21 protein-coding genes and 1 tRNA gene are annotated in these 22,978 nt (G+C 45.7%); 8 read left to right on the top strand and 14 right to left on the bottom strand.

The window, feature by feature from the left end:
• Window positions 1-3: 3 nt before the first annotated feature.
• From HRU78_12965 to traJ, 6 genes are read right to left on the bottom strand one after another with little or no spacing between them, the layout of a single operon-like run.
• Complete coding sequence (locus tag HRU78_12965) at window positions 4-2,841, bottom strand: DUF1738 domain-containing protein (GenBank protein QOJ24438.1); 2,838 nt, start codon at window positions 2,839-2,841, stop codon at window positions 4-6.
• Window positions 2,828-3,046: a conjugal transfer protein TraD gene (locus HRU78_12970; protein QOJ24439.1), complete on the bottom strand. Its 219-nt coding sequence runs from the start codon at window positions 3,044-3,046 to the stop codon at window positions 2,828-2,830. Before HRU78_12970 ends, HRU78_12965 begins: the two co-directional genes overlap by 14 nt.
• A gap of 24 nt (window positions 3,047-3,070) precedes the next feature.
• Window positions 3,071-3,610, bottom strand: coding sequence for a conjugative transfer signal peptidase TraF (gene traF, locus HRU78_12975; GenBank protein ID QOJ24440.1), 540 nt, complete (start codon window positions 3,608-3,610; stop codon window positions 3,071-3,073).
• Window positions 3,611-3,639: 29 nt separating this feature from the next.
• The gene (locus tag HRU78_12980; GenBank protein QOJ24441.1) at window positions 3,640-5,484 is read right to left on the bottom strand and encodes a type IV secretory system conjugative DNA transfer family protein; all 1,845 of its coding nucleotides are present in this window, start codon (window positions 5,482-5,484) and stop codon (window positions 3,640-3,642) included.
• Window positions 5,484-7,121 (bottom strand): relaxase/mobilization nuclease domain-containing protein, encoded by a 1,638-nt coding sequence (locus tag HRU78_12985; GenBank protein QOJ24442.1) that lies wholly within the window; start codon window positions 7,119-7,121, stop codon window positions 5,484-5,486. The genes HRU78_12980 and HRU78_12985 overlap by 1 nt, the downstream gene beginning before the upstream one ends.
• 41 nt (window positions 7,122-7,162) lie before the next feature.
• Entirely contained in the window at window positions 7,163-7,531 is a 369-nt protein-coding gene (traJ, locus tag HRU78_12990; protein ID QOJ24443.1) for a conjugal transfer transcriptional regulator TraJ, read from the bottom strand.
• 195 nt (window positions 7,532-7,726) lie between these two features.
• Between traJ and HRU78_12995 the strand changes: the two genes are divergently transcribed.
• From HRU78_12995 to HRU78_13010, 4 genes are all read left to right on the top strand, one after another.
• Entirely contained in the window at window positions 7,727-8,200 is a 474-nt protein-coding gene (locus tag HRU78_12995; protein QOJ24444.1) for a hypothetical protein, read from the top strand.
• Entirely contained in the window at window positions 8,200-8,931 is a 732-nt protein-coding gene (locus HRU78_13000; GenBank protein QOJ24445.1) for a conjugal transfer protein TraL, read from the top strand. The genes HRU78_12995 and HRU78_13000 overlap by 1 nt, the downstream gene beginning before the upstream one ends.
• Entirely contained in the window at window positions 8,928-9,356 is a 429-nt protein-coding gene (locus HRU78_13005) for a conjugal transfer protein TraM (GenBank protein ID QOJ24446.1), read from the top strand. Before HRU78_13000 ends, HRU78_13005 begins: the two co-directional genes overlap by 4 nt.
• A 239-nt stretch (window positions 9,357-9,595) precedes the next feature.
• Window positions 9,596-10,612: a site-specific integrase gene (locus HRU78_13010; protein ID QOJ24447.1), complete on the top strand. Its 1,017-nt coding sequence runs from the start codon at window positions 9,596-9,598 to the stop codon at window positions 10,610-10,612.
• Between the two features lie 34 nt (window positions 10,613-10,646).
• Here the strand turns inward: HRU78_13010 and HRU78_13015 are convergent.
• The 8 genes from HRU78_13015 to HRU78_13050 all read right to left on the bottom strand — a co-directional run bounded on the left by HRU78_13015 (window position 10,647) and on the right by HRU78_13050 (window position 18,357).
• Window positions 10,647-10,722 (bottom strand) — tRNA-Thr (locus HRU78_13015).
• A 16-nt stretch (window positions 10,723-10,738) separates the two neighbouring features.
• Entirely contained in the window at window positions 10,739-11,161 is a 423-nt protein-coding gene (locus HRU78_13020) for a ClpXP protease specificity-enhancing factor (protein ID QOJ24448.1), read from the bottom strand.
• Entirely contained in the window at window positions 11,158-11,757 is a 600-nt protein-coding gene (locus HRU78_13025) for a glutathione S-transferase N-terminal domain-containing protein (GenBank protein QOJ24449.1), read from the bottom strand. Before HRU78_13025 ends, HRU78_13020 begins: the two co-directional genes overlap by 4 nt.
• 46 nt (window positions 11,758-11,803) lie before the next feature.
• Window positions 11,804-12,526: a cytochrome c1 gene (locus tag HRU78_13030; protein QOJ24450.1), complete on the bottom strand. Its 723-nt coding sequence runs from the start codon at window positions 12,524-12,526 to the stop codon at window positions 11,804-11,806.
• A 4-nt stretch (window positions 12,527-12,530) separates the two neighbouring features.
• Window positions 12,531-13,778: a cytochrome bc complex cytochrome b subunit gene (locus tag HRU78_13035; protein QOJ24451.1), complete on the bottom strand. Its 1,248-nt coding sequence runs from the start codon at window positions 13,776-13,778 to the stop codon at window positions 12,531-12,533.
• Window positions 13,779-14,387: a ubiquinol-cytochrome c reductase iron-sulfur subunit gene (petA, locus tag HRU78_13040; GenBank protein QOJ24452.1), complete on the bottom strand. Its 609-nt coding sequence runs from the start codon at window positions 14,385-14,387 to the stop codon at window positions 13,779-13,781.
• A 216-nt stretch (window positions 14,388-14,603) separates the two neighbouring features.
• Window positions 14,604-17,336 carry a preprotein translocase subunit SecA gene (secA, locus tag HRU78_13045; GenBank protein QOJ24453.1) on the bottom strand — a complete coding sequence of 911 codons (2,733 nt, stop codon included), beginning with the start codon at window positions 17,334-17,336 and terminating at the stop codon, window positions 14,604-14,606.
• A 103-nt stretch (window positions 17,337-17,439) separates the two neighbouring features.
• The gene (locus HRU78_13050; protein QOJ24454.1) at window positions 17,440-18,357 is read right to left on the bottom strand and encodes a M23 family metallopeptidase; all 918 of its coding nucleotides are present in this window, start codon (window positions 18,355-18,357) and stop codon (window positions 17,440-17,442) included.
• Between the two features lie 30 nt (window positions 18,358-18,387).
• Here HRU78_13050 and HRU78_13055 point away from each other — a divergent pair, with 30 nt between their 5' ends.
• The 4 genes from HRU78_13055 to aroE all read left to right on the top strand — a co-directional run bounded on the left by HRU78_13055 (window position 18,388) and on the right by aroE (window position 22,972).
• Window positions 18,388-18,852: a DUF721 domain-containing protein gene (locus tag HRU78_13055; GenBank protein QOJ25055.1), complete on the top strand. Its 465-nt coding sequence runs from the start codon at window positions 18,388-18,390 to the stop codon at window positions 18,850-18,852.
• Window positions 18,853-19,230: 378 nt separating this feature from the next.
• Complete coding sequence (locus HRU78_13060; protein QOJ24455.1) at window positions 19,231-21,087, top strand: RNB domain-containing ribonuclease; 1,857 nt, start codon at window positions 19,231-19,233, stop codon at window positions 21,085-21,087.
• 196 nt (window positions 21,088-21,283) lie between these two features.
• Window positions 21,284-22,114 (top strand): TonB family protein, encoded by an 831-nt coding sequence (locus HRU78_13065; GenBank protein ID QOJ25056.1) that lies wholly within the window; start codon window positions 21,284-21,286, stop codon window positions 22,112-22,114.
• A 39-nt stretch (window positions 22,115-22,153) separates the two neighbouring features.
• Window positions 22,154-22,972, top strand: coding sequence for a shikimate dehydrogenase (gene aroE / locus HRU78_13070; GenBank protein ID QOJ24456.1), 819 nt, complete (start codon window positions 22,154-22,156; stop codon window positions 22,970-22,972).
• Window positions 22,973-22,978 lie beyond the last annotated feature (6 nt).

The following is a 22,978-nucleotide window of genomic DNA, read 5'->3' on the forward strand; positions in this document are numbered from 1 at the left end:
AGATTACCTGACCAATGCCCGTTTTTGCCTGATTTCCTGCTGCTTAGGTTCAATAGGGACTTGTAACTTCAATAAGCTGTCCTGTTTAGCCTGCTGAGATATTTTTTCAACAACCGATCCAACCTGACGTTTAACCGCCTCAATACCTAGCGCGCTTTTATTGGCCAGATCATTAAAATCATTTAATTTTTTTGATATCTGCTCACCCGGCGCAAAAACCGGAAATACCGCAAACCCATTTACCAATGCCGCTGCTTCCAGCGCTTTTTCCTTGCCGGGGTTTTTGCCAAGGGTGGATTCCAGGTGATGATCATCGTCTCCCGCAATAATGATGGGCTTATGCGGATACTTTGCATGCAAATCCTTAGCTACTTTGGGTAAGTTACCTGAATCAAATGCAGCGATGACAGGATAACCCAGCGCCTGAGATAGCGTGTCTGCCGTGGCATAGCCTTCAGCAATTACAATGGCAGGTGCAGCATCCAGTGCTGTAAGTCCCTGACTCTCGCCACCAACGACATGAAAGTTATTCTCCTTTCTGCTACCCGTAGCAAAAAGCTTTGAGCCACTGGGTTGTATCGTTTGTACACCCCAGATTTGTCCATGAACATCTTGTGCGGCCAGCAACAAATCACCAGCAGTCAGTACAATACTGTCTGGATTTTCTTCTCGTAGTACTTTGACTTCCTGCCAGTTTTGACCGATTTTAATGATTGAATCGGTCAGCAAATCATCCGCATTCTGCGGCACGATTCTCAAATTGCCCGGGCGGACACACTTTTCTTTCAGATAAGGATGTTCGGAATCGGCAACTGGTGCGATCGCCAGCAAGGCTTGAATTGCATCAGCAACTTTATTTTGCTGTGCCTGTTGCTCGGCTTTTCGGTTTTGCTGCTTGATAGCAGCTTGAGCGATCAACTCGGCTTTTTGCGCATCCGTTAACGAATACCCCTTGGCTTTCCAGCGAGTCTCTATACCGGTTCGATTATTCTTGAAATATCCGGCAGGATGGCCATCCAGATGCGCCACATAAAAACCTGATTTCTCACCGGACTTGTCACCTTCAACTTTAATTCTGTGTGTGCCGCCATCCATCAACGGATGATTGCCATCAACCAAACAACCTTGAGCGCGCAGCAAATCAGCAAATTCACTCACGGGATCAATAGCCGGTTCCTGCTGACTGGAAACATTCTCCGGTAGCCAACGTTGCAATGTTTGGATATCTGCTTCTGGCCCTACATACCAGGCACGGGCGTTTTTGTCCCAACGAGCGCCAGCGGCCTTTGCCAAGTCTTTATCACGATAAGGAACAATCAAATATTGACGAGCATTGTCATCGTTTTGTTCGGTCTTGGCTCCTGATATCGATACTTCAGTGCTAATTGGATCATTTCGAATGCGATTTTCATGGATATTGGCAAGCTTGACGGCCTTCTCATGTTCATTCTTTTCGGCAGCGACATCAATGAGTGCAAGCAAATTGGTTAATTCTTGCGCTTCCTGTTTAGACCCACAGTTTTTCACCCATTGAAAAATCTGATCATCACGCTGCATAGTCACGCCCCAGAATTGTGGCTCTTTATTCGTTGAATCAGCAGATACTATAGACTTAATACCATTTTCATCGGAATGAATCGCATTACCCTGAATCTGTAACTGTCCATTCCAGTCAGCCGGAATTCTAAAACCCAATTTGTCCTCCGCAACTTCTTCAAACTCCAAGTTATCAATACCGCCGCCCCTCGTAAACTTGAGTGCATCGGCAACCAGAATGATGGCATCCTGATCCTTTTTTGACATAGCTTGTGTCAGATCATTAAACCGTTTGATATTGTGGGATGCGATGGTGGCCAGATCCGGTGAGAGATTCAGTAAATAAGCTGTGGTGTTTTGCTTGATTTGATCCATTCTGATTGCCTCCTCTGCATCAACTTCCTGTGCAATTTCCTGTTGTTGTGACAATGCCAGTACATAATCCTGGATTTTTTCCGCATCAGCAGCAGCACGAAATATCTCTGTGGGATCTTCCTGTAGCGCTTTGATCCATGAACTCACATAAGCCACATGCTGCCCCGGATCATGACAGATACCCAATTCACCACTGAGCAACATGCTGGCAATCTCGGCACGTAGTTCTTCTTTGGCATAACCGTGGCTGCCGAATGGATGCGCGAGATCACGATTTAAGCGCAATTCATGACCGGTCCAGTGCCCCAGTTCATGCAGTGCGGTTGCGTAGTAGCGATCGGGGGTTGGAAACTGGTGCTTATGGGGTAAGTGGATACTGTCGGTTGATGGCCGATAAAATGCGCGATCAGCCTCGCCATGATGGATTACAGCATGGGATGCCTGTAATATGCGTTCTGCCCGCTCCAGCGGATCCCAGTCAGGGGCTTTAATGTCAAGTTCTGGCAGATTATCCATTTGCTGCGCATTAAATACGGCGGCATAAAACACCCTGGGACGCTCAAGCCTGATCTGTTCTTTAATAGAATTGCCCTCATTATTGAGTACAGGATTATTGTTGTCATCGGTTTTGATGCGTTCATCGGTAAATTTCCAATATTGCACGAGCGTGCTTTTTTCACCTTTACGCACCTGTGCCCCCAGACTTACCGCTTGCTTGTAGGTTAACCAACGCGGATCCGTATACGCACGGCTCATCAGGTTCAGGCTATTAATGCCCCGGTAGCGCTTCCCCGTTGTTGGATTCATGGGTAATGTAGCCAGCAAATCACCGGGTTCCCACGGCTTTTGCCAGGGCGCAACACCTTTTTTGAGTTGCTCAATCAAATTCTCGGCAACTTGTTCATGAAAAGCCTTCTTAGCTTCTTTCATCGTCAACCTCCGCTGTATGATCGATGTTGCTCTCTAGCGCATCTTGTTCATTCAAGGCATCTTCCGCAAATGCGCCCAATCTCTCAGCTTCTAAGGGATCAAATTCAGCCTGGAAGCCCGGTATCTCAGCATCGAGTAGCTTTTCCTGAATGATTTCTGTTATGTCAGGATTGTTGGTTTCAGCATCAATCGGCGGTCTATTCATAACATTGTCTCCTTTAAATTTTAATTAATGACTCCAGGTAAAAACTGGACGTACCACCTGTTGAATCTGATCACGCGCAATCAATCCGAAATAGCGCGCATCAAAGGATTGTGGGTTCACATCGGATAGCAGTAGGTATTCAGAATCATTCACCACAGCTTGAAGCCGATATTGCGGCAATGGTTGATCCTCAGCATCGGCTGTTAGCTGGGCGCTATTCGGCAAATGTTCACCATTCACATAGATGCCAGCCTGAGCGATCAAAACTCGATCTCCGGATTGTGCAAACACACGTTTGAGCAACAAACCATAGCCACCAGGGCAATTACCTTGATTGATGTAGGATCTATCCTTAGCCATATCAAAAATCGCATCCTGTGGTGGGCAGAAAGCGACATAAGCGCCGCTGACAATCGGTTCATCAACCACTTTGTAAAAACCCACTGGCAAGCTGGGTGTGGTATTGATATAAATCCCGCTGATTCGTGCACTAATACTCAGTACAAATAGGCTAGCGCTCATAGCCAGAACAGAAATAGCCAGGAATTTGATGGGTTTTTTCATGAAGTGGATTCTCATGAGTTCGAGGTATCTCACAGTCCGGTTAATTTGTCGCTGAAGCTCGGGGGATTGACCTGTGCCCGTGCAGTAAAGGTTTCATCCTGGAAATACAAAGGCTGCGTGCCATAAATGGCCGGGAAACCGGCCACATAGATGATCATGTCGCCTGGTTTGGTGATTTTGCCTTCAGCATCTTTCATGGGGCCGGGCAGTCGCATACATTCATCCGGCGTTAATAATGCGCGCTGCGTCTCCTGTAGGGTACGGGTAACATGTCCATGCATCATCGATGAGCGGCGACCACTGGTGGTAATCTGCTCTTTGATAACGGTGGTTTGCCCGGTCAGTTTGGATAAGTGCTCCGCCGTTTCAATCCGATTGGGTGCAAACGCGGTCTGAATGTGACAGTTTGAAGTAATCGCTTCATCATGCCCGTAGCCGGTCTCGCGACTCTTGAGCTGATTCAAATCCTGGCAAATCAGATAGGCTTTCATGCCGTAGCCTGCGATAAACGCGAGGGATTCCTGAAAGATTTCAAGTTTTCCTAAGCTTGGGAATTCGTCCAGCATCAATAGCAGCTTGTGTTTATAATGCGCAGCTGGTTGACCGTCTTTAAACGTGATTCTATCGGCCAGCTTTCTGATGATCATGTTGATCAGAATGCGAATTAAAGGACGCAACCGGGATTTATCATTGGGGTGTGACACAATGTATAAGCTGACGGGATGCTCATGGTGCATGAGGTCGCGGATTGTAAAATCCGATGTGCTGATATTGTTGGCGACGATCGGATCGCGATACAAAGATAGATAGGATTTTGCGGTTGATAGCACGGAACCTGCTTCTTCTTCAGGGCGATCCAACATATCGCGCGCACTGGCTGCAATCACTGGATGACTTTTACCGTCCAGATAATCCTGCATGGCCATTTCCATCCACAGCTCCCTAATATCGCGATCAGGATCAGATAGCATTGCGTCGACAGTCGATAATGTGGCGGGGGTTCCTTCTCGCTCAGACTTGTATAAAACATGCAAAATGACACCTACCAGCAATGCCTGGCTGGTTTTCTGCCAGTGGGTTTGTAATCCCTTGCCATCCGGATCAACGATTAAGGTGGTCAGGTTTTGAACGTCGGCCACTTCCATGCCGCTGCCAATTTGGATTTCATCGAGTGGATTCCAATGCGCGCTACTGGTTGATGCCGGATCAAAACGCAGCACCTTGTTTTTGGCATGATGCTTTCTCCAACCGGAGGTCAATGCCCATAACTCACCTTTAAGATCAGTAATGACCGCGCTCTGAGTCCAGGAAAGCAGGGTCGGTATGACGAGACTCACACCTTTGCCAGAGCGAGTCGGGGCATAACACAACACATGTTCCGGGCCGCTGTGTTTCAGATAGTGGGTTTTACCGGAATTATCCCGCCAGCCGCCGACATAAACGACGTCGCTCTGGTTACTTTTGTGATTCTTGCCTGTTGCAAGCAATCCTGCAGCTACAATGTCCTTTTTATCTGCCCATCTGGCCGAACCATGCAATCCTTGATTGGTTCTGGATGAATTGGCCAGCACCATTTTAATGACCAATACCAGTATCAAACCGATGCTGGAGAATAAAATGCCGAAACCTGCCGCCAGATCAAAGATGCCCGAATACTCGCCATACCATTTATTTGCCCATAGCAGAATTGCCCAAGGTTCATAGATGTTAAAGAAGTGAGTACCTAATTGCGGCTGATAGTTGAATTGGTGGGAAAAATACTGGGTAGCGACTTGGAATCCGCCAACAAGACAGACAATGGATAATGAGCGAACGATAATCTTGTCTTTTTTGACATTTCTGCTGTCTTTAGAACTCAGATTGATGTTATTCATCAGAGGCTCCTTCGGGTGGTGATGGAGGTGGTGGGTCGTTTTTGACCTGCCGATTGCTCTCTACCTAAAGCATGCTGTTTCATTAATTGCTGACGGTATTGTTCAAGCGGCTTATCGTCAAAAGTGATGCGCATTTGGTTTTGTGCTGCAACCTGTGCTATCTGAAGGCGAAACGGTTCAGTTCCATTGATTGCCAAGTGACTGCCGTACTTCTTCATGGCAACATGCAGAATATCTGCCAATGCATCTTGTGTTGTATCCGGCAGAACGATTAACCGCTTGCCGTCATCGCGGATGGTGGTTGATCCTGCTTTATAGGTGACTGTGCCGATTTTGCTGATCGATTCCACACAATCGTCTTTAATAAAGCCATCCTTGAAGTAGCCATTAGATTTATCATTGCTTGGCTTAGCCGATACCTGGTTGCCCTTAAATTGACCGATTCTTCTGGATCGCAAAACAGCCAATGCTTGCGTCTTACCATTTTTGGCCTCAAATGCTAACCAATCCAGCCACCCCATTCTGGAATGACAGGTTTTAGAACTTTGATAGGCTTTTTGGTAATCGCTTTTAATGACTGCTATAGTTGTTTTGAATTGCTGATGAGCGGTTGCGTATAGCGCTTTTTTGGCCAATCTCCCAGCTTTGATGCTTTTAATGATGTTGCGCTTGAGTTTCGCTTCTCGTTTGGCGCGGTCAATGAGTTGATCTCTGCTTTGTCGCAATATTGCCCACTGGATTGAACGCTGTCTGGCGTTATCTGTCTGCTCTTGCTGGTATCTCGCAAAAAGCTCTGAAGTATCGATTCGATTCTGCAATGGTCTTGGCTGGTATTGTTTGGCGTTTTGTTGTGACGATTGTGTAGAATGTTCATTCTGTACAAAAGCACCCAGTCTTTGAGTTAAATTTCCTTTGGATAAAGAGCGATCAACTGAGCTTGCTTTAACAGCCGTGCCATTGTTGGCAACCAATACAAACCCATTACCACGTTCCTTGATTTCAAGGCCATGTCTAGCTAGAGCCTGATGTAAATCCTGCCAGTTGTCCGGCTGCTTCAATTCATCCAAGCACTCACGCTTGATCCAGACCAGCAAACTCTCAACACCGGTTCTGGTTTCAATTTCCTGCGCTACCCTGGACGCTTTATCGCTTTGGGTTTCATGATTAACTGTTGTTAAGCCATATTCTTGTTCTATCTGCTCACAAAGCTTGGCTACTTTGTTGTAGTCATAGTAGGGGTTATGGATTGTGAGGTTTTTGGGGTGAATCTTGTTGATGGCGATATGGATGTGCAGGTTATTGGTATCATCATGGACTACGCTGATGCGTTGATGACCATTAAAACCCAAAGCATCGCAAAACCGCTCTTCAATAGCATTCAGATCAGAAAGGGATAAACGCTCACCTTCCGGAAAGCTCAGCACCAAATGACAGGTTTTATCCGATTTGGCGCGCTTATTCATTTCCTGTGTGTTTTGTATCTCTATCAATGCAGCTATCTGATCGTCTGAATAACAGTTTGATACCTTGATCTGGCTGACACGTTCACTCTTGTCTTGAGGATCGGTCAGATACTGTATCAACGCAGAGTAGTTGCTTTTGCGCACTGATTTGATGGGTATGATTTTAGCGATCATCGTATTTAAGCTGCTTAAGTCAAAAAGGACTATTCCGAAAGTTATTTTTTAAGCTTCATAATGACATCCAGCATCGTGCTTTGCGTATTTCGGATACTGTCCAAGGTCATATGCAACTGTGACTTGCCAATCAATTTTGTACGCTTGTCGTTGGTAAGCCAAAGTTTGATCAATCCACCCAATCTGCCAAGATCACCGTTAATTTTTAGCAGGCTATCTACCTGTCTGCTGTCAACAATACTGGGTACTTGATAACCCAGGCCCAGATTGCGCAGATACTCGGCAACGGTTAATCCGGCATCCTGCGCCTTAGTCTTTATTTCAGCTTCCTCGATTGGCAAAACAGGAACCCTAAGCTTCTTATCTCTTCTTTCTTTTCCGATTGTCTTGGGGTTCTTTTGGGTAATCATTTCGGTTTTCCTCGAAGAGCAAGATCAACGTTGAGCACAGAGTGCAAATAAGTTGGAGTGGAGATGGCCATCTCCACATATCTTGCCCGGTTCTGTGAGTTTCAAGAAATATACTAACACTATAATCGATGTTTGCAAATAGATTACTTTCGTTATATCATAATTTCAATCAGTATAAAAATACTTGAAAGAAGCTTGATTCAACTAAATAACAGTGACTTGGAAACAAAAAGAAAGAATAAGAAACTCAAAGAAATTGAAAACAACAAAAAGAAACAGAAAGGAAAGCAAAAAATCAAAAAGCTGTTTGGACGCCAAGATAAATATTTTTGTGGAAATTGTGTGATGACTAAATCCTTATCAGATCGAATCGCACTTTATGCGGATAAAAACAAAAGTACGGTTAAGCAATTTTTACCGGCGTTCATCGCGTTGAAACCTGATATCGAGCAGGCACTCAAGGATGGTTGGACGATTCGGCAGATCTGGAACATTTTGCACCAGGAAGAAAAAATCAAATGTTCTTATCAATGGTTCCGAACATTGGTCAATCGACATATTGGTGAGGACAGAAAACAGCATCCGCGCATTGATCAAGGAAAGTCAGCTGGGAATGGTCAAGAAGGATTTCGTTTTAATTCTGCAACTGAAAAAGAGGAGTTGGTCTGATGGCTAGAATACATATGATTCTGCAAGGGAAAGGTGGAGTAGGCAAATCGTTTATATCATCCACGCTAGCGCAACATAAAGTTGCAAAAGGCGGCAATCCTTTATGCATTGATACCGATCCGGTTAATGCTACTTTTTATGGATTTAAAAAGCTCAATGTTAAGCAGATTAATGTGATGAACAATGATGAGATTGATCCGAGAAAATTTGATGATTTAATTGAATTGATCGCAAAAGCAGACAATGACGTCATTATTGACAATGGTGCCAGCACCTTTGTACCGATGTCGCATTACCTCATCAGCAACCAGATACCCGCTTTACTTCTGGATATGGGGCATGAGTTGGTTGTGCATACCGTCATCACAGGTAGTCAGGCTTTGCTGGATACATTGAATGGTTTTGTACATCTGATTAAACAGTTTCCTAAGGAAGCATTGTTTGTGGTTTGGTTAAACCCTTATTGGGGAGAAATCAGCATGAATGGCAAGCAGTTTGAGGAAATGAAAGCTTATGTGGATAACAAAGGTCGAGTATCGGCGATTATTCGAATTCCACACTACAAGCCCGAGACTTTTGGCAAAGATTTAAGTGAAATCCTGCAATCAAAATTTACTTTCGATGAAGCACTTAAAAATAGTGCTTTGCCGGTGATGGTACGCCAAAGATTAACGATCATCCGCAGACAGCTCTTCACCAACATTGAAAATGTGGCTTCGGTTTTAACATGAATACCGACAAATTAGATGTGATCATTGAAAGAATAGCGTCTGAACACGGCATTGTTCTGTCGCAGGATGATCCGGTATTGATGATGCATACGCTCAATGAAGTATTGCTGGAACAAAATGAAAAAGCCCATGCTGAGCTATTAAGCAATTACCAGGCGATATTGGAAGAAAACTTTAATCGATGGTGTGAGTACTCTACCAAAAAATCAAATGCACTGATTAATGCATCCATGAGTAACGCACAATTGACACGAGACCAATTTCTGGAGAGCTGTATTCAGTTGATTGATGAAAAGATAAAAAGCGGGGTAGGTCAGGAAATTTATGATCTAGCCAGAATCTCCAGGCAAGCAGCCATCATTAATTTAATGGCATCAAGCTTACTTTTAATTTCGGTTGTAACCATATTTCTGATTTTGTTATAGCCAATCTTTTTTAACAATGCAATGGAATGGCTCATGAGGACATTAAATTTAAGTGAAGCTGCTCAATTCTTGAAGTTGCACCCTGAAGAAGTGCGTCGTCGCGCTAAAGCAGGAATTATTCCGGGTGCAAAATTAGGGAAACGGTGGGCATTTATTGAAGATGATCTTGCTGATCACATTCGCTCGTTATATGCTTGCACTCGGCAAGCGTTGCAAGTGGGACATGAGGAGAAACAATTATGTCACTCTGTAAACGTGGTAAGACGTGGTGGATTAGTTTCACCACACCAAGCGGCGAGCGAGTTAGATGCTCTGCTGCAACTGAAGATAAAACCCAGGCGCAAGAATTCCACGATAAGCTGAAAGCGGAATCCTGGCGGGTTGCAAGACTGGGGGATAAGCCAAAGCGGACTTGGGATGAAGCGGCTTATAAATGGCTGATGGAGACACAACATAAGGCTTCCCATAAGCAGGACATGAAGCAAGTTGCGTGGTTTCAACAGTTTTTTAGGGGCCAATTACTTTCTGAATTAACTCGAGAAGTGATTGCTGAAGTAGGTGAAATAAAATGCAAAGAAACATCACCTTCGACGGCTAATCGTTATTTGGCAACTATCAGGGCCATTCTGCGAAGAGCGGCTTTAGATTGGGAATGGATTGAGAAAGCACCCTTTATCCGGCTATATAAGGAACCCAAGCGGCGGATTCGCTGGATAGCTCCTGAGCAAGTACAAATATTATTAAATGAATTACCAGAGCATTTGGTTGACTTGGTAAAGTTTTCACTTTCAACAGGATTGCGCAAACGCAATGTTACTGATTTGGAATGGTCGCAAGTTGATTTGCAGAGAAATGTTGCATGGATTCATGCAGATCAGGCCAAAGCAAGAAAAAGCATTCATATTTCACTGAATGCAACGGCTATGGAAGTCTTGAGAAAGCAGGTTGGCAAGCATCCGTTAAGAGTGTTTACTTACCAAGGAAAACCAATTATTCAGGTCAATACCAGGGCATGGCGAAAGGCATTAAGTAGAGCAGGTATAGAAGACTTCCATTGGCATGATTTGCGCCATACTTGGGCCAGCTGGTTAACTCAGAAGGGTGTGCCGCTAAACGTAATTCAAGAAATGGGGGCTTGGGAATCAACTGAGATGGTGAAACGTTATGCTCATTTGGCACCCGAACAATTCAGAAAACATGCAATGGTTGTAGATGAAATTCTGAATGACACAATTCTGACACAAGTGGAAAATTAGAAGATCATAAAATCAATCTAACTCATTGATTTTATGGTGCCGACACCAAGAATCGAACTCGGGACCTTCTGATTACAAATCAGCTGCTCTACCATCTGAGCTATGCCGGCAATTAATTTGAGAAGCTTACTTAATGACTCGAAGATTAGGTTTGCTTGAAACTTTTGTTTGAGGAATCAATGAATCTTGAATTGAATCACTTGATTGTTCATTTGCCATTTTCGCTTGTGCCTCTTTATCTTCAGCAGAAAATGCTATTCCTTGATTGATTTCTTTGGCAAATACCCCTTTAACAGCATCTAATGGGATATCAAGATTACGCGGTATTCCATTAAAGCGAGCACTAAACATGATAGATTCATTACTGATATTTAGCCCTTGAACTGCTTTAACGCTAATATTAAAAACTATTTCACCATTTTTTACTAATTCTTGAGGTACATCCAATTCCGGATCAGCTTTTACTGATATAAAAGGCGTAAAGCCACTGTCTATACACCAATCATAAATCGAACGAATCAAGTAAGGTTTTGTTGAATTCATGCTCATTTTCGCATTACTTTTTCCGAAGCTGATAATGCGTCAATGAATAATGGACGGCTAAATAATCTCTCAGAGTATTTTAATAGCGATGCCGCCTGTTTAGGCAGGCGAATTCCATAATACTCCAGGCGCCAGAGTAATGGTGCAATAGCAACATCAAGCATGGAAAATTCATCACCCAGCATATATTTCTGTTTTTCGAAAATCGGCGATATCATCGTCAAATTTTCAGCTATCGCTGTTCGTGCTTTATCAATCGCTTTTTGGTCTGTACCATCGAATGCGTCTATATAGCAAAACAATTCCTGCTCAAAACGAAATAGCAATAATCGCGCTCGTGCACGCATTACCGGATCTGCAGGCATCAGTTGCGGATGTGGAAAGCGATCGTCAATATATTCATTGATGATATTTGATTCGTACAATACCAGATCGCGTTCCACAAGTACCGGCGCTTTACCATAAGGACTCATTACCGCCAAGTCTTCTGATTTGTTATTGGGATCAACATCTATTACCTGAAAATCCATATCTTTCTCGTGCAAAACAATCCTGCAGCGATGACTATATGGACACGTAATTGTTGAATATAATGTCATCATAACTTTTAATCTTAGATAAAATTATATGTATATTCAGCAATTAAGGTTAATGAATATCTTTCCAATACTCTTTCTTCAGTACGTAGGATAAAGCCAACATACCCAATAGGAAAATCATCACTTCGATTCCCAGCTCTTTTCGTGCATTGGCATGCGGTTCACCTAAATAAACTAGGTAGTTTACCAGATCACCAACAAATTTATCGTATTCAGTCGCGCTCAATTGACCGGGACTTGCGAGAGCCAAGCTTTTTTGTTCGCCCTTATCGGATGTCTTAACGATCAGTTTTTGTTCGCCTTGCAATTGGTATAAAACATGCGGCATTGCCACGCGATCAAAAACCAGATTATTCCACCCAGTATGGGTAGCATCATCACGATAAAATGCACGCAGGTAAGTATATAACCAATCGGCACCGCGAGCACGTGCAATCACGGACAAGTCCGGTGGAACGACACCGAACCACTCTTCACCTTCTTTCTTGCGCATGGCTGACTGCATCAGATCACCGACTTTCTGGCCGGTAAAAATCAGTTTGTTAAGAATTTCTTCGTTGGTATAACCAATGTCACGATGGCGGTTGTAGCGCATATAACTCGCACCATGACAAGTCAGGCAATAATTAACAAAGGTTTCCGCACCACGTTTTAACGAAGCATTGTCAGTTATATCAACCGGAGCCCGATCTAACGGCATACCAGACTCACTGGCAAAAATGCTAAACGGAGTCATGCACAAGATTAATAAAGCAATCGTTATTTTCTTCATTTTTCTACTCTTTTAGTCTTTTTGGTTCAGGCTTTGTTTTATCTATCTTGCTATACCACGGCATCAGAACAAAGAATGCAAAATAAATGACGGTAAAGATCTGCGCCAATAATGTATATAGAGGCGTTGGAGATTTCGTTCCCAGCCAACCGAGTACAAAAAAGCTAATCACAAAGAGCGTCAATGCAACTTTGAAATAAGGACCTTTATAGCGTATCGACTTGACAGGACTCCGATCGAGCCATGGCAGGAAACAAAAAATCACTACTGAGCCCGCCATCAAAATCACACCCCACAATTTTGCATCAACCCCAAGAAAATTAACTGTTACAGCCCTTAACATCGAATAGTAAGGGGTGAAATACCAAACGGGTGCAATATGATCGGGCGTTTGCAATGTGTTTGCAGGTATAAAATTATTGTACTCAAGGAAGTATCCTCCCATCTCAGGAGCAAAGAAGATAATTCCACAGAACACAATCAGAAACACTACAACCCCAACGATATCTTTAACCGTGTAATAAGGATGAAATGGAATACCGTCGACAGGAATACCGGTCTCAGGATTCTTATTTTCTTTTATCTCAATACCATCCGGATTATTTGATCCGGTTTCATGCAAAGCCAGAATATGAACGAAAACCAGCACCAGCAGTACTAGTGGCAATGTCACGACATGATAGGCAAAGAAGCGATTAAGCGCAGCATCGGAAAGTGTAAAGTCACCCAATAGCCATTGCTGCAATATTTCTCCGATGCTCGGTATCGCACCGAACATACTGACAATTACTTGCGCTCCCCAGTAAGACATTTGTCCCCACGGCAAAATGTAACCGGTAAAAGCCAAACTCATCAGGACAAAAAATATGACCATCCCTATTAACCATAGCAGCTCTCTCGGTTTTCGATATGAGCCATACATCATTCCGCGAAACATATGGAGGTAAACCACCACAAAAAACATCGATGCCCCAGTAGAATGCATATACCGGATTAGCCAGCCATAATCCACATCACGCATAATATACTCAACCGATGCAAAAGCCTGACTGGCATCCGGCTTATAATTCATGGTGAGAAAAATCCCTGTCAGCAACTGATTGACCAAAACCAGCAAAGCTAATGAACCGAAGAAATACCAGAAATTAAAGTTCTTCGGTGCATAATATTCCGACAAATGCGCCTTCCAGTTCGAGGTCAGTGGAAAACGTTTATCGATCCAAGCAATCATCGAATTAAACAAATTACTCATTTACGCAGCTCCTTCGCTTTCAGATCCAATTAAAAGCCGACTGTCGCTCAAATATACATGAGGAGGAACAACCAGATTAGTCGGAGCCGGTACATGTTTATATACGCGTCCTGCCAAATCAAATTTAGAACCGTGACAGGGACAGAAAAACCCCCCCAGCCAGTCAGGTCCAAGATCCGCTGGCGCAACATCCTTCCTGAATACGGGCGAGCAACCCAAATGCGTACATACCCCCTCGACAACCAGAAATTCCGGTTTTATGGAGCGCGTACGATTTTTCGCGTAATCCGGCTGCTGCTTCTTATCCGAATTCGGGTCAGCAAGCTGGTCTTCCACTTTAGTCAAGCTTTCCAACATTTCCGGCGTACGATTTAAAATCCATACGACTTTACCGCGCCACTCAACCATCAGCAGCATCCCCGGCTCAAGTTTTGATATGTCAACTTCAACCGGTGCCCCAGCCGCTTTAGCCCGCTCACTAGGCATCATACTCAATAAAAAAGGCGTTGCAATCGCAGCGCCAGCAATTCCACCCGCTACCGAGGTCGCGGCAACCAGGAATTTCCTCCTGCCGCTCATCTCTTCATTAATGCTGAAACTATCCGCCATGTTCAATCATTCCATCAGTAATATTTTTACGTAAGGTCATCAATAAAATAATATTTTTATCCAACCCCCACCAGCTTCACCTGCAAATTTACATAGTGCAAACTACAAAAGCGCGCAGTATACCACAATCGGTTTAAGGATTATAGAAATCTTGGAAATTTCCATGAGCATCGGACAAATCAATCAGACTTACGCTACACCACTGTTTGCAATGCATTATTTTATCTTTCCATGACACTGCTTATATTTTTTACCGGAACCGCACGGACAAGGTTGATTACGCCCTATTTTCTCGTTGTGACGCACAAAAGGCTGGGCTTTTTCATCATCCATACCCACATGCTCCGTTTCTTCCGCCAATGACTCCTGGTATGCGTCATGATGAAGCTGTATATTCTCCGGCGCTCGCAAAGTATCGGTCACCGCTTCTACCTGCTGCTCGCTCTTTATTTGCACCGTTAACAGTATTTTGGTGGCTTCTCGCTTGACTTCTTCAAGCATATTTGCAAAAAGCTCAAAAGCCTCCCGCTTATATTCCTGCTTGGGGTTCTTCTGCGCATAACCGCGCAAATGTATGCCTTGACGCAAATGATCCAATGCCGCCAAATGTTCACGCCAGTGCGAATCCAGAATCTGCAGCATCACTACCCGTTCATAGTGATGCATGATCTCTGCACCGATCTGTGCAACTTTAGCCTGATAGTGATCATTCGCAAGATCGATAATGCGTTGACACAAGCTCTCCTCGTGCAACCCCGGGTCATCCTCAAGCCACTTGTGCAGCGAAAAATGAAGCTGATACTCTGCAGCAAGCGCTTTTTCCAGCCCGGGTACATCCCATTGTTCTTCAACACTTTGTGGCGGGATATGTAGATTGAATAAATCACTTAAAACGTTTTCACGAATGGCGGTTATGGTTTCCGAAATATCCTGTTCCGCTTCCAATAACTCATTACGCTGCTGATAAATGACGTGCCGCTGATCATTGGCAACATCATCATATTCAAGTAACTGTTTGCGCATGTCAAAGTTTCTCGCTTCCACTTTGCGCTGCGCATTTTCAATGGCACGAGTCACCCACGGATGCTCAATCGCTTCCCCTTCCGGCATTTTAAGGCGCGTCATGATATTGGCCACACGATCCGATGCGAATATACGCAGCAGAGGATCTTCCAAGGAAAGGAAGAAACGGCTGGACCCTGGATCCCCCTGCCTGCCCGAACGGCCGCGCAACTGATTATCCACACGCCGGGATTCGTGCCGCTCCGTACCGACAATATGCAAACCGCCTTTGCTCAATACTTCTTCATGTATTTGCTTCCATTGTTCGTGCACTTCGGCGATACGTTTTTCTTTTGCTTCGTCACTTAATTTTTCATCATGCCGGATCTGTTCTATCTCCGGTTCCGGATTTCCTCCCAGCACGATATCCGTGCCGCGGCCCGCCATATTGGTCGCGATCGTGATCATTTTGGGCCGACCAGCTTGTGCAACGATACTGGCCTCACCGGCATGCTGCTTGGCATTCAAAACTTGATGCGGAAGCTTTTCCCGGTTCAGCAATTTGGATAACAATTCATTGTTCTCAATAGAGGTTGTGCCAACCAGTACCGGCTGACCGCGCTCATAACAGTCCTTGATCTCATGAACAATCGCTTCATTTTTTTCTTTAAAAGTGCGGAACACCAGATCCATACGATCTTCACGAATCATCGGTCTATGCGTTGGAATGATGATTGTCTCCAAACCATAGATTTGCTGAAACTCGGCCGCCTCGGTATCAGCGGTACCTGTCATGCCAGATAGCTTCCGATACATGCGAAAATAATTCTGAAAGGTGATGGAAGCGAGCGTCTGGTTCTCCTTCTGAATAGCAACCCCCTCCTTCGCTTCCACTGCCTGATGCAAGCCATCCGACCAGCGGCGGCCGGCCATCAGCCGCCCGGTGAACTCATCGACGATGACCACCTCACCATTTTGCACAACATAATGTTGATCGAGAAAAAACAGATTATGTGCACGCAAGCCTGCATTCAGATGATGAATTAAATTGATATAGGCCGGATCGTAAAGACCTGACCCCGATTTCAGCAACCCGGCGGATTCCAGTAACTTTTCCGCATGTTCGAAACCGGCTTCACTCAACGTAACCTGATGGGATTTTTCGTCCACGCTGTAATCGCCCGGATCGTCTTCCTTCTCTTGCCGCACGAGCTTCGGAACCAGCTTATTGATGCGCACGTAGATTTCGGTATCGCCTTCCGCCTGCCCGGAAATGATCAAGGGCGTGCGAGCTTCATCGATCAAAATGGAGTCCACTTCGTCCACGATCGCGAAATTAAGCGCGCGTTGCGCCCGCTCGTTAGCATGCGTCACCATATTGTCACGCAAATAATCAAAGCCGTATTCGTTGTTGGTGCCGTAGGTGATATCGGCGGCATAAGCAGCCTGCTTATCATCATGCGGCATTTGCGAATAAATGACACCGACGCTCATGCCGAGAAACCGGTAGATTCTACCCATCCACTCGGCATCCCGCTTCGCCAAGTAATCGTTCACAGTGACCACGTGCACACCGTTACCCGACAATGCATTCAAATAAGCCGGCAAAGTCGCCATGAGCGTTTTACCTTCACCCGTGCGCATCTCGGCAATCTTGCCGCCATGCAATACCATACCGCCGATCAATTGCACGTCAAAATGACGCATTTCCAATACACGTTTACCGGTTTCACGAACGACGGCAAAAGCTTCCGGCAACAGTGAATCGAGCGTTTCACCATCTTGCACACGCTGTTTGAATTCATCGGTTTTTGCGCGCAAATCGGCATCTGACAATCCCGCAATAACCGGCTCCAATTCATTGATAACACGTACAGTCTGCGAGTACTGTTTGATCATCCGGTCGTTGCGGCTGCCAAAAATTTTCTTAAGTAGATTACCTAGCATAAGTCTCTAAATATTCCGTATTGAATACACCGTTTTAAAAAAACAAAGGGTGAGTTTACTGCTCACCCCGCAAAGAACCTGAAAAAAATTGGCACCCTGCAATTTAGCCAGGCTTCTTCAAAAATTTGGATGGATTTTGCGGTTTATCTTTGTGCCGGATCTCGAAATGCAAATGCGGTCCGGTAGAGCGCCCGGTATTGCCTACTTCAGCTATTTTCTGCCCCTGCAGCACAACTTCTCCAAGACTCACCAGACGCTTCGACGCATGCGCATACCGAGTCACCAAATCATCCCCATGATCAATCTCGACCATATTACCATACTCGGGATGCCGATCAGAATAGATCACCACACCGCCCGCCGCAGCCTTTATCGGTGCACCGACCTCCGCAATAAAATCGACACCTTCATGAAACGCTCTCTTCCCGGTGAACGGGTCGATCCGGTAGCCGTAACCGGAAGAATACCAATCCGTTTCAACCGGCATTTCGGAAGGCAACACAAACTTTGTTATGCGGTCATGGCGCAGCAGGGAATCCAGCGCCCCCAGCTTGTCGGTTCTTTCATCCAGCATATTCGACAATTCCTGCAGCTTATGACTGAATTCAGAAAATGACAGCTCCTCGGAGGATAGGTCATGACGCGCCCCTCCCTGACCCGGCGCTTCATTGAATGAAAAATCCCGTGCTTGAATGCCGGAAGATTTCGCCAGACGCTCGCCCAACGCATCCAAACGCAATAATTGCGCCTGCATCTGCCCTAACTTACTTGCCATAATGTTGAGACTGTCTTGCAAATGCGTTTGAATTTTTTGATGCCGCTCTTCTTGCGGATTAACCAGCACCGCTCTTAAAGCGGGAGCATCAAGCCGGTCGGCATAGCGCAGCGAAATGAAATTCAAACACAATGCCGCCGCCAGAATGATGCACAAAAAAGCACTCAATAATAATACAATGCGTGCTTTGGTTAATGTTAGCTTGCGCGCCCGGTCCGAATTACTGGAAATAAAAATAATATTCATACTTTCTTATTGGATATTGATGAAATAACCATGACTCCTCATAAAGTTGATGCTTATTTTGATTTGCTTGGCAAAACCCCTGAATATGCAGATCTGTTCAAATTGGCGCAAAAATTGCGTGAAGACCAAGCAACATTCTCTAGACTTATTCCAGCTCAGCTGGCACAACACTGCAGCCTGGGCCGGATTAAGGATAGCAAACTGGTTATATTGACTGAGAATGGCGCCATTGCTGCAAAGCTTAAGCAAATCTCGCCTTCATTGTTGCTCAAGCTGCAAAAACTAGAGTGGCAAGTTACTGCAATTCAAATTTTGGTGCAAGCGGATTCCGCTTCGAAAAACGCGAAATCGCCAGCAAAACACGAATGCACCGGAAAAAAAATAAAACTGAGCCAAACCGGAAAAGCCTGTTTGAATCAATTAGCCGCAACCTTGGCCGATTCTGAATTGAAAAACACAATACAGTCGTTGGTAAAAAAAAATCAAGGTGATTGAACTGCACATTGCCTTGCAGCAGCATGGAATCCCATTGACATTCGTGTGCAACTACATCCGAGGACGAATTTCAATCCTTCCCGGCTTCCACCAGTCTGTACAAAACGCAACTTTTGATTAAACATCAACAGCTTTCCCGGCATCAGCAAGCTTAGCCGGTTTGTTAAAAAATACCGGCACTATTCCCGGCACTCATGGTCTACTGCTTTTTTGTTGAGTCATAGTCTCGTATATAATGCAAAATCGCCGGTCAGGTTTTTTCACTGCAAAAGAAACCTTTCCGAATTTTATAAGCTTCTAACTTTTGATGAAAAATCATCGTTCCCCGATGCAGCAATTTAGTTCCAATCATTCAATCGCACCCAGAAAAACAATCCTATGAATGTTTTTTATGAAGAAGCTGGAGCCTTTAAGGTAGGCGCCATCCTGGCTGACAACATCACTTCGCTGCAAATAGAGACTGTTCATGGCAAGCGATCAAAAATCAAAACAGCATCCGTCCTGTTTCGATTCAACACGCCACCGTTAGCCGAATTCATGGGTCATGCGCAAAAAGCTGCCGATGAATTGGATCCGGATTTTCTCTGGGAATGCTGTCCGCAAGAAACCGAGTTTGCCAGCGACACGCTTGCGGCGGATTACTTCGGCCATGCTCCGAGTCCGGTTGAAGCGGCCGCCACGTTGCTGCTGCTGCAAAATGCGCCGATGTATTTTTATAAAAAGGGGCATGGCCGCTACAAAGCCGCACCGCCGGATGCACTGAAAGCGGCTCTCGCCGGGCAGGAAAAGAAACGCCTGCAAGCAATACAGCAAGCGCGTTATGTCGAGCAATTAAGTCAATTCATCTTGCCCGAGGAATTTAAACCGCGCATCGCTGAATTGCTCTACAAACCGGATAAGAACTCCCTGGAGTGGAAAGCGCTCGAGGCTGTTTGCGTAGAAAAAAAGCTCACTGCGGTAAAACTGCTGGAAAAATGCGGTGCCATTCCATCTTCCCACGATTACCATTTCAATCAATTTATCCGGGAATATTTTCCCGATGGCACCGAGTTTGGTGAACTGGAAGCTCAGCCGGCGGAAGATGCTCTACCCGATTTATGCTATGCGGATGTTGCCGCATTCAGCATCGACGATGCCTCGACAACGGAAATTGACGATGCATTCTCGGTAACACCACTGGCACTCGGAAGCTTCCGCATTGGTATTCATATTGCGGCACCGACACTGGGAATTCAGCCGGAATCAGCACTTGAACATACTGCCTCCTCACGCTTATCCACTGTTTATCTGCCCGGAAAAAAAATCACCATGTTGCCGGATTCCATCATCAATCACTTTACCTTGGCTGCAAACAAGCTATGCCCGGTACTGTCTCTGTACTTGGATGTCGCGGACGATTTCACAGTCATTGCAGCAGAAAGCAAGCTTGAAAAAATCAAAATCGCCGCAAACCTGCGCCACAATGAGCTGGAACAGCACTTCAACGAAACCACATTAAGTAGAGGTGATTTTACACATACGTTCAGCAAGGAATTCAGCCTGTTATGGAAATTCGCCTGCAAGATGGAGAATCAACGCGGCAAGACCAATGACAGCAATAGCGACAAAATCGACTACAGCTTCGAAATCAACGGTGAGCATGTCACGATCAGCGAGCGCCGGCGCGGCTCGCCGATTGATAAGGTCGTGTCCGAATTAATGATTTATGTCAACACGGAATGGGGAAAGCAACTGACCGATGCGGGTATCACCGGTATTTTCCGCAGCCAGGCCAATGGCAAGGTAAAGATGAGCATTTCGCCCGCTCCCCACCAAGGATTGGGCGTTTCTCAGTATGCCTGGAGCAGTTCACCGATGAGACGTTACGTTGATTTGATCAACCAGCGGCAAATCATCGCGATGCTGCGCAATGAAACGCCTCCTTATAACAAAAACAGCAATCATCTGTTAATCGCCATGCGCGATTTCGAAACGGCCTACGGAATTTATGGCGAATTCCAGCGGTCAATGGAGCGTTATTGGTGCTTGCGCTGGTTGTTGCAGGAAAAAATTCAAACCACCAATGCGCTGGTTATTAAAGAAAATCTGGTAAAACTGGACCATATTCCGTTGATCGTCAGAGTTCCATCGCTACCCGAAGCGGCACCGGGCACCTATGTCAAACTTAAATTATCCGAAATCGATTTACTGGATCGCACTTTGCACGCGGAATTTCTGCAAAAACTGGATGCATGAATCCGCTATCTCTGAAAAATTTGGATGAATCATGTGACAAGCGAAAAGCTGTTGCCTAAAATAGTGCAGTCCCCCGTCAGTTTATAGACTTAACTCAAGAGTTGACCCTTAGGCTGTGACCACTCAAACACTCGGAACCCCGCCAGTAGCGCCGGCCGGTTATCAATATTTGCGCAGCAATCGCTTGCCGGGCGCGATGGCCGTTTCCTTGCTGCTACATGCTATGTTATTTTTCGGCGTAACTTTTCAGTTTCCGCAGCCGAAACCCGACAAAATCGCTTCATCACTGGAAGTCGTACTGGTCAACAACAAGACGCTGACAAAACCGAAGGAATCCCAATTGCTCGCGCAAGACAATCTGGATGGCGGCGGCAATACGGATGAAGATCGCCGGGCGAAAACACCCTTTCCGGTACTACCGAAAAGCAAGCCGGTCATCAAAGAAAACGTGGCGCAACAGAAAGTCAAACAGCTCGAACAAGAAGCCAAAAAACTGATGGCCGCTGTCAGCGAAACGCCGCAGATACAACAACCCGTCGAACAGAAGAGCGAAACCGGCAGTGAGCAAGCTGTGATAGATTCCACTGAATTATTGCTGCGCAGTTTTGATATTGCACGGTTGCGGGCGCAAGTCGATCAGGATCACGACAACTATCAAAAACGCCCGAAGCGCAAATTTGTCGGTGCGCGCACCAAAGAATACCGGTTTGCGCGCTATGTCGAGGATTGGCGCATCAAAGTGGAACGGATCGGAAACTTGAATTACCCGGAAGTTGCCAGAAAAGAAAAACTCTACGGCAACCTGCAACTGACCGTCGGAATCCGCGCCGATGGCAGTTTGGAGTCCATTGAAATCAACCGTTCCTCCGGAGAAAAAATCCTCGACGAAGCCGCCATCAATATCGTGAAGCTTGCCGGACAAAATGGATTCGCGCCTTTTCCGCCGGATATCAGTCAGGATACGGATATTCTGCACATCACCCGCACCTGGGTATTTGCAGCTTCCGATATGCTGCTTAGTCGATAATTTTCAGAGTATTAGCAAACTCAATTAGAGATACCGGTCATGCTTGATTCTTACGCGGTAATTGGCAACCCCATCGCACACAGCAAATCGCCACTGATTCACACCGCATTTGCGCAGCAAACCAGCCAAGCCTTGCAATATACCGCCATTCTGGCGCCTTTGGATGGTTTCCGGGAAGCCGTGGAAAGCTTTCGTCAGCAAGGCGGCAAAGGACTGAATGTCACCGTACCGTTCAAGCTGGAAGCACATCAACTGTCAACGCGCCTGACAGAACGGGCTGCCATCGCGCAAGCGGTCAATACACTGAAATTTGAAAACGGTGAAATTCTCGGCGATAACACCGACGGCGCAGGATTAGTACACGATATCGAAAACAATCTGGGGATTTCCATCACGGCAAAACGCATCCTGCTCTTAGGTGCCGGCGGTGCCGCGCGCGGCGTGATTTTGCCGCTTCTGCAACGGCATCCCGCCCTGCTGGCGATTGCCAACCGCACAGCGCAAAAAGCCGAAATGTTGCAACAACAGTTTATGGCCTTCGGCGGCATCGTTGCCGGCGATTTTATGCAGTTTTCCGGTGACAATTTCGACGTCATCATCAATGCAACCTCCGCCAGCCTGCACGATGCATTACCCGACATACCCGCCGGTGTTTTTGCGCACACCGCACTCGCCTACGATATGATGTATCGCCGCGAACCCACGCCTTTTCTCGATTTCGCCCGGCAAAACAGCGCCAAACAAATAGCCGATGGAATCGGCATGCTGGTGGAGCAAGCCGCGGAATCCTTCTTGCTATGGCGCGGCGTCCGGCCACAGACAAAACCGGTGATTGCGCTGCTGAAATCAAAGTTCTAAGGAAAC

Source organism: Gammaproteobacteria bacterium (assembly GCA_015709635.1).
Taxonomy (GTDB): Bacteria; Pseudomonadota; Gammaproteobacteria; order Burkholderiales; family Nitrosomonadaceae; genus Nitrosomonas.